Origin of the sequence: Mesorhizobium sp. M0854, from assembly GCF_040319815.1 — a bacterium.
Lineage (GTDB): Bacteria > Pseudomonadota > Alphaproteobacteria > Rhizobiales > Rhizobiaceae > Mesorhizobium.
Window position 1 is genome coordinate 149782 of record NZ_JAMYOL010000002.1, and the last position, 11968, is coordinate 161749.

At 63.4% G+C, this 11968-nt stretch carries 17 protein-coding genes; 10 read left to right on the plus strand and 7 right to left on the minus strand.

What is annotated here, in order from left to right:
• Nucleotides 1-99 precede the first annotated feature (99 nt).
• The 3 genes from NKH99_RS03630 to rpsU all read right to left on the minus strand — a co-directional run bounded on the left by NKH99_RS03630 (nt 100) and on the right by rpsU (nt 1989).
• Complete coding sequence (locus tag NKH99_RS03630) at nt 100-573, minus strand: DUF992 domain-containing protein (protein WP_352469481.1); 474 nt, start codon at nt 571-573, stop codon at nt 100-102.
• Between the two features lie 136 nt (nt 574-709).
• Nucleotides 710-1555 carry a tetratricopeptide repeat protein gene (locus NKH99_RS03635; RefSeq protein ID WP_352469482.1) on the minus strand — a complete coding sequence of 282 codons (846 nt, stop codon included), beginning with the start codon at nt 1553-1555 and terminating at the stop codon, nt 710-712.
• Nucleotides 1556-1716: 161 nt separating this feature from the next.
• Nucleotides 1717-1989 (minus strand): 30S ribosomal protein S21, encoded by a 273-nt coding sequence (gene rpsU / locus NKH99_RS03640; protein WP_023675331.1) that lies wholly within the window; start codon nt 1987-1989, stop codon nt 1717-1719.
• A 207-nt stretch (nt 1990-2196) separates the two neighbouring features.
• Here rpsU and NKH99_RS03645 point away from each other — a divergent pair, with 207 nt between their 5' ends.
• Together NKH99_RS03645 and NKH99_RS03650 are read left to right on the plus strand one after the other, a co-directional pair.
• Entirely contained in the window at nt 2197-2484 is a 288-nt protein-coding gene (locus NKH99_RS03645; RefSeq protein WP_352448269.1) for a type II toxin-antitoxin system RelE/ParE family toxin, read from the plus strand.
• Between the two features lies 1 nt (nt 2485).
• Nucleotides 2486-2776, plus strand: coding sequence for an addiction module antidote protein (locus tag NKH99_RS03650; RefSeq protein WP_352448268.1), 291 nt, complete (start codon nt 2486-2488; stop codon nt 2774-2776).
• A 135-nt stretch (nt 2777-2911) separates the two neighbouring features.
• Here the strand turns inward: NKH99_RS03650 and NKH99_RS03655 are convergent, their stop codons facing one another.
• Together NKH99_RS03655 and NKH99_RS03660 are read right to left on the minus strand one after the other, a co-directional pair.
• Nucleotides 2912-3298 carry an SET domain-containing protein gene (locus NKH99_RS03655; RefSeq protein WP_352454023.1) on the minus strand — a complete coding sequence of 129 codons (387 nt, stop codon included), beginning with the start codon at nt 3296-3298 and terminating at the stop codon, nt 2912-2914.
• Between the two features lie 127 nt (nt 3299-3425).
• Nucleotides 3426-4184 carry an SDR family oxidoreductase gene (locus NKH99_RS03660; RefSeq protein ID WP_352814416.1) on the minus strand — a complete coding sequence of 253 codons (759 nt, stop codon included), beginning with the start codon at nt 4182-4184 and terminating at the stop codon, nt 3426-3428.
• Between the two features lie 195 nt (nt 4185-4379).
• On the opposite strand from NKH99_RS03660, the gene NKH99_RS03665 reads away from it, so the two are divergent.
• A complete protein-coding gene (locus NKH99_RS03665; RefSeq protein WP_353012677.1) occupies nt 4380-4688 on the plus strand; it encodes a hypothetical protein in 309 nt (102 codons plus the stop codon).
• Entirely contained in the window at nt 4688-5119 is a 432-nt protein-coding gene (locus tag NKH99_RS03670) for a hypothetical protein (RefSeq protein ID WP_353012680.1), read from the plus strand. Before NKH99_RS03665 ends, NKH99_RS03670 begins: the two co-directional genes overlap by 1 nt.
• Before the next feature lie 89 nt (nt 5120-5208).
• Here NKH99_RS03670 and NKH99_RS03675 read toward each other — a convergent pair whose 3' ends face one another.
• The gene (locus NKH99_RS03675) at nt 5209-5541 is read right to left on the minus strand and encodes a YrdB family protein (protein WP_353012683.1); all 333 of its coding nucleotides are present in this window, start codon (nt 5539-5541) and stop codon (nt 5209-5211) included.
• 199 nt (nt 5542-5740) lie between these two features.
• On the opposite strand from NKH99_RS03675, the gene NKH99_RS03680 reads away from it, so the two are divergent.
• The 6 genes from NKH99_RS03680 to NKH99_RS03705 are packed head-to-tail and all read left to right on the plus strand — an operon-like array spanning nt 5741 to nt 11547.
• Nucleotides 5741-6994 (plus strand): sarcosine oxidase subunit beta, encoded by a 1254-nt coding sequence (locus NKH99_RS03680; protein ID WP_352814410.1) that lies wholly within the window; start codon nt 5741-5743, stop codon nt 6992-6994.
• Nucleotides 6995-7001: 7 nt separating this feature from the next.
• On the plus strand, nt 7002-7412 hold the full coding sequence (locus tag NKH99_RS03685) for a hypothetical protein (RefSeq protein WP_352469486.1): 411 nt from the start codon (nt 7002-7004) through the stop codon (nt 7410-7412).
• On the plus strand, nt 7412-7708 hold the full coding sequence (locus tag NKH99_RS03690) for a sarcosine oxidase subunit delta (RefSeq protein ID WP_023675338.1): 297 nt from the start codon (nt 7412-7414) through the stop codon (nt 7706-7708). Before NKH99_RS03685 ends, NKH99_RS03690 begins: the two co-directional genes overlap by 1 nt.
• Entirely contained in the window at nt 7705-10698 is a 2994-nt protein-coding gene (locus tag NKH99_RS03695) for a sarcosine oxidase subunit alpha (RefSeq protein WP_352767085.1), read from the plus strand. The genes NKH99_RS03690 and NKH99_RS03695 overlap by 4 nt, the downstream gene beginning before the upstream one ends.
• Nucleotides 10691-11269, plus strand: coding sequence for a sarcosine oxidase subunit gamma (locus NKH99_RS03700; protein ID WP_352767087.1), 579 nt, complete (start codon nt 10691-10693; stop codon nt 11267-11269). Before NKH99_RS03695 ends, NKH99_RS03700 begins: the two co-directional genes overlap by 8 nt.
• Nucleotides 11270-11322: 53 nt before the next feature.
• Complete coding sequence (locus NKH99_RS03705) at nt 11323-11547, plus strand: hypothetical protein (protein WP_023675341.1); 225 nt, start codon at nt 11323-11325, stop codon at nt 11545-11547.
• 101 nt (nt 11548-11648) lie between these two features.
• Here NKH99_RS03705 and NKH99_RS03710 read toward each other — a convergent pair whose 3' ends face one another.
• On the minus strand, nt 11649-11888 hold the full coding sequence (locus tag NKH99_RS03710; protein WP_352469490.1) for a DUF680 domain-containing protein: 240 nt from the start codon (nt 11886-11888) through the stop codon (nt 11649-11651).
• Between the last annotated feature and the right edge of the window lie 80 nt (nt 11889-11968).

Below are 11968 nucleotides of genomic sequence, written 5' to 3' on the forward strand. Positions count from 1 at the left end.
GTCCTCTGCGGAGTGGGCCTGCCGGAATCTATGAGCCTTCGGCAGCTATTCGCAGGCCGACACCTACGCTCCCCGCCGCTCGGGAGCCATGCTGCGCCGTTATTTGAACGAGTGGATCAGGTCGAGCGAGGTGACGGCGACCGCCAGGTTGACGCCGGTCTGTGCCTGGACACTGAGCGGCTGCAGCGAAAAGGCGCTGTCGAGGCCGCCGACCAGGAGATTGGCGCCGCCACCGGTGACCACGCTGGCCTCGGCGTTCACGCCATAGTAGCTGCCGGCAAGGTCGCCTTCATCGTGGTTGCGGGTCGCCGCCAGAACCGCCCATACCAGCTGGCCCTGATGCGTCCGGCCGACATCGACGCCGAGCTTGGAAATCACACCGGTATAGACTTCAGAGGGGCCGCCACGATGCGGACGAAAGACACAGGAAACACCCTTGTTGGAAGTGACGAGATAGGCCGTGCCGCCGTCGATGGTGCAGTCGAGCACGCCGAGCTGGAGTTTGCTGGCGCTGGCGGGAGCGGCAACGACGGTCGTGGCGAGAACAGCGGCACAAGCGAGTTTCTTGATCATGGCAGGGTCCTTTCGAAATTGCCTTGTACAAACGGCTGAGCACGCCGAGCGTTCCGCCGAAAACTTGGCGCCAGCAAGGCGAAGCTAAACGCAGGGTTGTCGGAGTGCGGAAACGGAGGCCCGATTAACCGGCCGCTCAGCCGGCACTGGTGCGGGCCAGGCCGTCCTTGGCCGGCTGGTAGGTCGGATTGAGGTGCACGGCCTCGCGGTAGGATTTCGCGGCCCTGACCTTGTCGCCGCGCCGCTCGTAGATCAACGCCTGGTTGGACCAGGCCTCAGCATTCTTGCCGTCGAGCTTGATCGCCATGTTGAAGTCGGCGAAGGCATTGTCCTCGTCGTTCATGGCAAGGTAGGAGAGGCCGCGCCCGTTGTAAGGCTCGGAGGCGTCCGGCGCCAACGAAATGGCGGTCGAGAAATCCTCGATGGCAAAGGCGTGCTGGCCCTGGCTCTGGTAGATCAGGCCGCGATTGTGATAGGCGCGCGCATCGGTCGTGTCGAGTTGGATGGCTTTCTGGAAATCGTTGAAGGCTTCCTGGACCCGGCCCGCCCTGCGGTAGAGATTGCCGCGGCCGATATAGGCGGCGTCATAGTTGGAATTGATCTGGATCGAGCGATTGTAGTCGGCGAGCGCGCTCGCCTGATCGCCGAGGAAGCGCTGGATGAGCGCACGGTTCGAATAGGCCTGGTAAAAATTCGGATTGAGCTGGATGGCGGTGTTGAAGTCCTTCAGCGCCGCCTGGTACTGGCCGCCGCGGCCATAGGCCGAGCCGCGCACATTGTAGGCTTCCGGATCCTGGGGGTTGCGCTGGATCACCGCCGACAGCGAGGAGATGTTCTCGCTCGAGCCTTGCGCCTTGTCGATGTTGTTGAACTCGCCGGTCGGAACACTCTGGCAGCTGGCAAGCGCCATCCCGGAAAGCAGGGCTGCCGTCAGGGCGAGGCCGCGCCACGCGGTTCTGCGCTCTACGGTGATTGCGTCCATGTCTGCCCTGTCCTTACTGCGCCGTCTGGTCCGTTCCCCCTCCGAACCGGCATCTCTCCCAACCGGTCCTCTCGGACCGGGTCGAACTCACAACAAAAAGGTGGCGGCGATTCCGCATCGCGCCACCTTGGATATCCTTGGAAAAGGACGAAAAATTGACGTCAGAACCGCGGCGGACGCGGAGCACCGGCACCGGCAGCACCGGCCGCGACCGGACGCGGCGTCATCGGCAGCAGGCCTTCGCGCTGGGCGCGCTTGCGGGCCAGCTTGCGGGCACGGCGCACGGCTTCCGCCTTTTCACGGGCGCGCTTCTCGGAGGGCTTTTCGTAATGTCCGCGCATCTTCATTTCGCGGAAGATGCCTTCGCGCTGCATCTTTTTCTTGAGCGCGCGAAGCGCCTGATCAACATTGTTGTCGCGGACGAGTACCTGCACGTGCAATCCTGTCTTTCGGGTTTGAAATCAACAGGCAAGCGGCCATAGCCGCAAGCCTCCGCGGCGCGTTACACCACGAATTGGGGCGGCTGATAGCAGAATCAAGGGGCTCTGTCCACAGCCGATTGAGAGGCGGTGCCGTCCGGGCGGGCACGACAGTCCCACATGGCGGCTTGATTTTTTCAATCTGTGAACTATAGTTCACGAGTGACCATCGTTGAGCAAACCGCCGAGTTCCGGGACTGGCTCAAGGGTCTAAACGATATGCGGGCGGCCGAGCGGATTGCGATCCGCGTGGCACGTATCCAGTCCGGACTGATGGGAGACGTGAAGTTCTTCGATGGCATCGGCGAGCTTCGGATAGACTACGGTCCCGGTTACCGACTGTACTTCGTCAAGCGCGGCAGCGCGCTCGTTATCCTGCTCTGCGGCGGCGACAAGTCCTCGCAGAAGCGCGATATCAGGAAGGCCATTGAAATGGCCAAGGAGATCTGAAATGCCCCACGAGACCTTGCCTTTTGATCCTGCCGAACATCTCGGCCGCGCGGAGGCCCAGGCCGAACTTCTTGCCGACGCCTTTGCCACGGGCGATACCGGCTATATCGCGAATGCTCTCGGCATAGTTGCCCGCGCGCGTGGCATGTCCAAGGTGGCGAAAGATGCCGGCGTCACCCGGGAGGCCCTGTACAAGGCACTGAGCCCCGATGGCGACCCGCGCCTCTCGACATTGCTTGGCGTGGTGAAGGCCTTAGGGGTGAAACTCACCGCCGAAAAGACCGAAGCCTGAGGCCGCCGAATCCCGAAACGAAAAAACCCGCCTCGGCGGCGGGTCGCTGGTGTGAATCAGCACCGTAGAGAAATTAATAGCATAGCTGCCGGCACAAAGCAAGAACAAAATTCGCCTTGGGCCAGATAGGCGCCGCTACGCCGTGGCCAGGTGGAGCTGCTCGAAACCCTCGAAGAACTCGCCGTAGTCGCAGGTTATTTCCTCGCCGGCGGCGATGTCGCGAGTCGCGGTGGCCCCGCCATATTGCGAAAAGTCGGTGTTCGGCTTGTCGGCGTGGTTCATAAAGCGGCCATTGTCGACCTCATAGACCATGAAGCCCGGCCGGTCCGGACTGGGATAGGCATATCTGTCGAGCAATTCCTTGAGGTGCGGCGGCGCCGTCTCGTATCTTTCCATCGGGATCAGCCGGTCGAAGTCCGGATCGAGCCGCCAGATCTGCGCCCCTTTCCGGATCGGCTCGGCGGCGAACACGCCGACGCCTTCGATTGCGCTTGCAGCGATATAGGTCCTGATCAGCAGCATGTTCCAACCCGTTTTCGAGGAGAAGACGGAATCGTCAAATCGCCGGGAAAAGCAAGACCGGTTTTCCGGCATTGCGGCTGGCGGGCCGACATTGCGGCTGGCGGGCCGACGCCAACCGCGAAACGCTTCACGTGCGGGTGATCGAGACACCGCCGTCGGCGAACAGTGCCGTGCCGGTGGTGAAGCTCGATGCATCGGAAGCCAGGTAAAGCGCCGAGCGGGCGATCTCCTCTGGCTCGGCGACGCGCTTCAAGGCATGCAGGTTTTCGACGAACGCCCGCGATTCAGGTGTGTTGAATGTCGCCGAAGGCGTGTCGGTGCCGCCCGGCAGCAGCGCGTTGACCCGGACGCCCTTGGCGCCAAATTCGGCGGCCAGCACCTGCGTCAATCCGATCAGTCCGGCCTTGCTCGCGGCATAGCTGGTCATGCCGGGCATGCCGACCGTGTAGCCGACGAAGGTTGAGGTGAAGATCAACGAGCCGCCGCCGCGTTCGACCATCGCCGGCACCTGGTATTTCGCGCCGAGAAAGGCGCTGGTCAGATTGGTATCGAGCGTCTCGCGCCAGCCCTCCAGCGACAGCTCAGAGACCGGCCCCATCCTGCCGACCGAGCCGGCATTGTTGAAGGCGATGTCGAGCCCGCCGAATTTCTCGACCGCCAGGTCGACCAGGACTTTCGCGTAGGCTTCGTCGCGGACGTCGCCGGCAAGCGCAATGGCGGTGCCCTCGGCGTCTTCGATTTCGGCAACCAGCGCATCGAGTTCCGCCTGGCGGCGGGCCGCGACGACCACCTTGGCGCCTTCCTCGGCAAAGAGCTTTGCCGTGGCGCGGCCGATGCCGGAACTGGCGCCAGTGACGATGGCGACCTTGTTGGCGAGTGCGAACATTTTCTGCATCCTTTTTTGGCGCCGGCTCTTGCCGGCAATCGGATGCTTGGTCGCAGATAGAGGCGGTGCGAGCCACCCGATACCTGCGCTGTGGCCGACAGCGCTTCTTGACGTCCGCTGGCCACCAGGCTACGGGTCGTCATCCAAACTTGCGGGTGGACGCGCCACCCATTTGCAATGACCCCCCAAGACATGATGAGCAAGTTGCTGGAGCCCGGCTACGAGGGCGACAGCGAGTTGACGTGGGCTCTTCGTTCGGAATTTGGCAAAGGCTTTCCGATCGAAAACCTCCGGCCGCTGCTGGTCTCCAGCAATGGCCAGACACAAGCTGCAGCGGTGTTCATAGCGGTCGAAATGGGTTCCAGGCTCAGCTACAAGCTAAATTGTGTTGTCGCCGAGATAGCCGATCTGCTCGATAGCAAAGCTTCTCATCTCCGCTTCGACGCAATCGAGGCGCTTCTGGATGCACCACGCCGGCCGATGCCGCCATTCTCGGCCGCGTGATGCTGCGGCTGGATGACGAACATGCCGGCGTTCGGTGGAGAGTCGTCCAGTTCATCTGCCTTGCACAGCGCTGGCAGCTAGGGCTTGCGGTGGAAAATGCCGCCGCGCTTCGCCCGGACTCGGCTTTCACGACACTGGTCGACGCCTATGGTCACTATGTCATGCCGAGTTCCAAGGACCTGCCACGGTTACTCGAACATCCGGATGCGGTTTTGCGGCGCTTTGCGGCGGCCGTGGCTATCAGGCCGCGCGAGGTGATCGTCGAGCGCTTCGTGGCCATGGCGGAGCAGTCGGACGATGCGGAAATTCGTCAAATCGCTGCCGATTGCCACAAAGGTTATTTGCGGGCGACCTATGCGATTGGGCCGTCCATCCTGAAGCGTGCTCCGGCTGACCCCTCAAAAGGCGAAGCTCAGAAGAGCGACCAGTGAAAGCACGGCGCAAAACGGCAAGCGCCGTCGCAAACGGTGCAAGGCGACTATTGCCTAAGCAGCCAGCCGAGCCGATCGAGCGAAAATGCTTAGCTGACGGCGATCAGCAGGGCGACGGCAATGCCGGCTGTCGTGTAACCGGCCAGGTGGAATCCGGCAGCGCCGCCGAACAGGATGACGAGCTCGAGCACCAGCCGCACACCGCCCGGCACCGGAACCGGCGCCCGCCCCGAGCGGCTCGGATCGTTCGGCACCGCGAAGACTCCCCAGAGCGCGGCGGCAACGAACGGCAATGCCACGGCAAGGATCCAACTCCACATGCCCGCTGAGAGGCTCCAGCCCGCCATGCCGAGGCCGAGCAAAGCGGCGAGCTCCAGCAAGAAGCGCAATGTCAGGTTCCACCAGACGTTAGCCACCGCCATAATCCTCCGATCGTCAGGCGACGGATAGCGGTGGAAGGCAATTGCATCAACCTGCCCGGATGCGGCTTTTTCACCACGGCGCAAAACGGCAAGCGCCGTCGCAAACAGTGCAAGGCTGGCAGCGCCGTTTCGCTAGTGATACAGCTCGCGCGCCGGCGTTCGAGTGAATGCCCGGCCGTCATTTGCGAGGCCTGCGACGTTGAAGAAATACTCGGTATTCGCCATCGCCCGCGAGGCCATGCGCGGTCACAAGGGCTGGGAGGAACAATGGTCCTCACCGGAGCCGAAGAAGGAGTACGACGTCATCATCGTCGGCGCCGGCGGCCACGGCCTGGCCACCGCCTATTATCTCGCCACCGTGCACGGCATCACCAACGTCGCGGTATTGGAAAAAGGCTGGCTCGGCGGCGGCAATACCGGCCGCAACACCACCATCATCCGTTCCAATTATCTCTATGACGAAAGCGCCGGCATCTACGACCATGCGCTGAAGCTGTGGGACGGGCTCAGCCAGGAACTCAACTACAACGTCATGTATTCGCCGCGCGGCGTCATGATGCTCGCCCACAACATCCACGACATCCAGGTCCTGAAGCGGCACGTCCATGCCAATCGGCTGAACGGCATAGACAATGAATGGCTGACGCCGGAGCAGGCCAAGGAATTCTGTCCGCCGCTCAACATTTCGCGCGATGCGCGCTATCCGGTTATGGGCGCCTCCCTGCAGCGCCGTGGCGGCACGGCGCGGCACGATGCCGTCGCCTGGGGCTATGCGCGCGGCGCCTCGGCGCGCGGCGTCCACATCATCCAGAATTGCGAGGTCACCGGGGTCAAGCGCGCCGCCAATGGCGCAGTCATGGGCGTCGATACGACGCGCGGTTTCATCGGCGCCAGGAAAGTCGGCGTGGTCGCAGCCGGGCATTCGTCCGTCATCATGAACATGGCCGGTGTGCGCATGCCGCTGGAAAGCTATCCGCTGCAGGCGCTGGTATCGGAGCCGGTCAAGCCGGTGGTGCCCTGCGTTGTCATGTCGAACACGGTGCATGCCTATATCTCGCAATCCGACAAGGGCGAGCTGGTCATCGGCGCCGGCACCGACCAATATGTCTCCTATTCGCAGACCGGCGGCCTGCACATATTGCAACACACGCTCGACGCCATCTGCGAGATGTTCCCGATCTTCACGCGCATGAAGATGCTGCGTTCGTGGGGCGGCATTGTCGACGTGACGCCCGACCGTTCGCCGATCCTGGCCAAGACGCCGGTACCCGGCCTCTATGTCAATTGCGGCTGGGGCACAGGCGGCTTCAAGGCGACGCCGGGTTCGGGCCATGTCTTTGCCCATACGATCGCCAGAGACGATCCGCACCCGATCAACGCGCCCTTCACCATCGAGCGCTTCCGCACCGGCCGCCTCATCGACGAGGCGGCGGCGGCAGCGGTGGCGCACTGAAGCCGAAATGACGCGCAAGACTCACACCATGCTTTTCGGCTTGGCCCTCGTGGGCGTCACGGTGCTCTTTATGCTGTTGGTGGTCAGGGAGATTTTGGTTCGAATAGTCGGGTATGAGGCTAACGGGGTCGATCCCGTCATGTTGGCCATGTTTGTAGTTGTGGGCGTACTTACTTTTTTCTGCGTGTGGGCGTTTGCCATACCGAAAATACTCAAAAACGCGTTTCTGAATATCGGTTCCCCAAGAACCTTCTCTGGACCACGAACGCAAGCTGATGTCGATCGAGCCAAAGTGAATTTGCGCGCGGTAGGATTGCTCGTCGAAGACCGCCCTGCCGAAGAAAATGTTGTGACCAATCGTGGCAGACATGACGGCTCTGCACATGATGGGTCGACCAAATCCAAGAAAGTCGATTGATGCTTCTCATCCGCTGCCCCTACTGCGAGGAAGAGCGTCCGGAGCTCGAATTCCGCAACGCCGGCGAGGCGCATATCGCGCGTTCCCCAAACATCGCCAGCGAGAGCGACGACGATTTTGAAAAGTTCTTTTTCATCCGTTCCAATCCCAAGGGGATCATCTATGAGCGCTGGCGGCACATGCATGGCTGCGCGCGGTTCTTCAATGCCGTGCGCGACACCGTCAGCGACAGGTTCCTGATGACCTACAAGGCCGGCGAACCGAAGCCCGTAAAGCTGCCGGGAGCCGCCAAATGAGCGCCACGTTCCGCATTGCCGGCGCCGGGCGGCTCAAACAGGCAAAGATAGCTGGCTTCAGCTTCGACGGCCGCCCCTATACCGGCATTGAGGGCGATACGTTGGCCTCGGCGCTGCTTGCAAACGGCGTCCATCTCGTCGGCCGCTCGTTCAAGTACCACCGGCCGCGCGGTTTTCTGTCGGCCGGCGCCGAAGAGCCGAACGCGCTGGTCGAGATCAAGCGCGACGCGGCACGCAAGACGCCGAACGTGCGTGCCACGGTGCAGGAGCTCTATGACGGATTGACCGCACAGTCGCAGAACCGCTGGCCGTCGCTCGCTTTCGACGTCGGTGCCGTCAGCAGCATTGCCTCGCCGATGCTTTCGGCCGGCTTCTATTACAAGACCTTCATGTGGCCGAAGGCCGCGTGGAAAAACCTCTACGAACCCAAGATCCGCGCCGCCGCCGGTCTCGGCGTCGCTCCTGACCAGCCGGATCCCGACCACTATTCGGCGCGCTTCGCCCATTGCGAGGTGCTGGTGCTTGGCGGCGGTGCCGCGGGCATCGCCGCAGCATTGGCCGCGGCCGAGACCGGCGCGCGCGTTATCCTTGCCGACGAGCAGGCGGAATTCGGCGGCAGCCTGCGCTTCGAGAGCGGCGCGAAGATCGAAGGCCAGGACGGCTTTTCCTGGGCGCAATCGGCTCTCGCCAAGTTGAGCGCGATGGACAATGTCCGCGTGCTGCCGCGTACCACGGCCTTCGGCTATTACGCGCAGAATTTCGTCGGGCTGGTCGAGCGCGTCAGCGACCATCTGCAGAACCCCGGCCGCGACCTGCCGCGCGAGCGGCTGTGGCAGGTTCGCGCCAAACGCGTGGTGCTGGCGACCGGCGCCATCGAGCGCCACATGGTGTTTGCCGACAACGACCGGCCGGGCATCATGCTGGCGTCGGCGGCGCGCACCTATCTCAACCATTACGGCGTCGCCGTCGGCAGGAATATCGGCGTCTATACGGCGAACGATTCCGCCTATGCGGCGGCGATCGACCTGAAAAAGGCCGGCATCAACATAGCGGCGATCGTCGACCTGCGCGACAACCCGACCGGGCCGGCGATCGACGAGGCGAGGGCGCTCGGCATCGAGGTCAATTTCGGCCGCGCGGTGATCCGCGCCGGCGGCAAATTGCGGGTGTCGTCGATGACCGTGCAGCCGAAGAATGGCGGCGGCGAGCGCACCATCCCGGTTGACGCGATTCTGATGTCGGCCGGCTGGACGCCATCGGTGCATCTGTTCTCGCAATCGCGCGGCAAGGTCGCCTTCAATGACGAGACCAAGCGCTTCGTGCCCGGAATTTATGCGCAGGACTGCGTCTCGGTCGGCGCCTGCAACGGTACCGACGGGCTGTCGGCGACGATCGACGAGGCCTATGCAGCGGGCGCCAAGGCGGCCAAGGACGCCGGCAGCAGGCCGGCCAAGGGCTCCAAGCCGAAGGTCGACGCCGGCGAGAGCTGGTCGCGCGGCATGCTGGGTGCAGCACCCGGTGCCGGATCGGATACGACGGTCAAGGCGTTTGTCGACTTCCAGAACGACGTCACCGCCAAGGACATCCGCCAGGCAGTGCACGAGGGCATGCGCTCGATCGAGCACGTCAAGCGCTTCACCACCAATGGCATGGCGACCGACCAGGGCAAGACCTCCAACATGCACGGCCTGGCGATTGCCGCCGAGACGTTGGGCAAGCCGATCCCGCAGGTCGGGCTGACGACGTTCCGCGCGCCCTATACGCCGGTGACATTCGGCTCGATCGTCGGCCACGCGCGGGGTCCCCTGTTCGACCCGACCCGCAAGACGGCGATCCATCCCTGGACCGAGCGCCAGGGCGCTGTATTCGAGGATGTCGGCCAGTGGAAGCGCGCCTGGTATTTCCCGAAGCCGGGCGAGGACATACATGCGGCCGTCGACCGCGAATGCGTGACGGTGCGCAAGACGGCCGGCCTGTTTGACGCCTCGACGCTGGGCAAGATCGAGGTGGTCGGGCCGGATGCGGCCAAATTCATGGAACTGCTCTACACCAATCCATGGGAGAAGCTCGAGCCCGGCCGCTGCCGGTACGGCATCATGCTGCGCGAGGACGGCTTCATCTATGACGACGGTGTCGTCGGCAGGCTTGCACCCGACCGTTTCCATGTGACGACGACGACCGGCGGCGCGCCGCGGGTCATGAACCATATGGAAGACTATCTCCAGACCGAGTTCCCGCATCTCAACGTCTGGCTGACCTCGATCACCGAGCAGTGGGCGGTGATTGCCGTGCAGGGACCGAAGTCTCGCGACATCATTGCGCCGCTGGTCGAGGGCATCGACATGTCGGATGAGGCGCTGCCGCATATGTCGGTGCGCGAAGGCAGGATCTGCGGCGTGCCGACAAGGCTGTTTCGCATGTCGTTCAGCGGTGAGCGCGGCTTCGAGGTCAACGTGCCGGCCGATTATGGCGAGGCGGTCTGGGAAGCGCTATGGGCCGAGGGCCAGAAGCACGGAGCCTGTGCCTACGGCACCGAGTCGATGCATGTGCTGCGCGCCGAAAAGGGCTACATCATCGTCGGCCAGGATACCGACGGGACGGTGACGCCGAACGATGCCGGGCTCGACTGGGCCGTCGGCAAGAAGAAGACCGATTTCGTCGGCATTCGCGGCATGGCGCGGCCGGACCTGGTCGCCAAGGGCCGCAAGCAGCTTGTCGGCCTGAAGACCAGGGATCCCAAGGTGGTGCTGGAGGAGGGCGCGCAGATCGTCGCGGACCCGAAGCAGGCAATCCCGATGAAGATGATTGGCCATGTCACCTCGAGCTATTGGTCGCAAAATTGCGGCCGCTCGATCGCGCTGGGGCTGGTCGCCGGCGGCCGCGATCGCACGGGCGAGACGCTCTATGTGCCGATGCCGGACGGGATGATCGAGGTGGAGGTCACCGGCATGGTGTTCTTCGACGAGAAGGGGGAGCGCCTCAATGGCTAAAGCCGCTTTGAAAACCGACGCCGCCGGACCCTCAGTCGAACGCCGTCCAGCTCTCGCCGGCCAGTCGCTTTCCGCCGCCGGCGTTACACTTGCCGTGCTGCCGCCGGCCGAGCGCATATCGCTGCGCGCGCCGGAAGCCTCGATTGCGGCACTTTCGAAAGCGCTCGGCGTCGTCCTGCCGCAAAGGCCGAAAACCTCGGCGGCAAAGGCCGGACGCACGGCCTTGTGGCTCGGGCCGGACGAATGGCTGGTCATCGACGAGAGCGGAAAAGATCCGCTCGCCGACTGCGCCAGCATTTCCGTACTGCATTCGGCGGTCGGCATCTCGCACCGCAACGTCGCCATATCGGTTACCGGTCCGGCTGCCGCGGCGACGATCAATGCCGGCTGCCCGCAGGATCTGTCGCTCGACGTCTTTCCGGTCGGGGCGGCGTCGCGTACCATTCTCGGCAAGGTCGAAATCGTGCTGTTGCGCACGGCGGCCGACGCGTTCCGCGTCGAATGCTGGCGTTCCTTTTCCGATTATGTCTTTGCTTTTCTGTCGGAGGCGGCGCGCGACGCGGCAGCATAGGCATGTTCGCCGCGCCCGCCCGTTCTGCGACAGCGAGCCGAGGGAGAACGCAAATGCCGCCGAACTCCGCGCCGAAGTCGCCGGTCAAGACGCCGGCCGTGCGCTCTTTCGAAGACGAGCAGCGCACTGGGACGGATATCGAAGAGGAACTCGAGGAAGGCCTCGAGGATACATTCCCGGCCAGCGATCCGGTATCGATCACCGGAACGGCCATTCCCGGCGCACCGGCAAGACCCGGCAAGCCCAAAAGCGTGGTGGGACAGAAGCGCAAGAAGTGATCTGCGCGGGGTGACAAAAAGCAGGGCTGAGGCAGCACGATGGGCGGCCGGTAATTGCTGCTGCCCTTTCGGTTCATCACCGCGTGTTGTCGCCCGTCGGCTCAGAAGCTGCTTGGCACGATCCACGGGTCGATGCCGATGCCGAGCCTCGGGCCCTTGCTGCCGGCCTTGTGGGCCGCGGCGTCCGCCTTTTCAAGCGATCCGGTCGGCGCGCAATCGAGCTTCACATCAGCCTTGGTGTCGATGCAGGCCGCTTCTTGCTTGCCTGTCTGACTGCTGCCGGCAAATGCGGCGCTAGAGAGCGCCAGCAGGGCGGCGAGCGTGAGGATTGCCTTCTTCATCGTCGGTCTCCGGTTCAGCTATTGAATTTCTCGTACTTGTACGGTATTGCGTACAGATACGCCCTGGACTCCCGATGTTC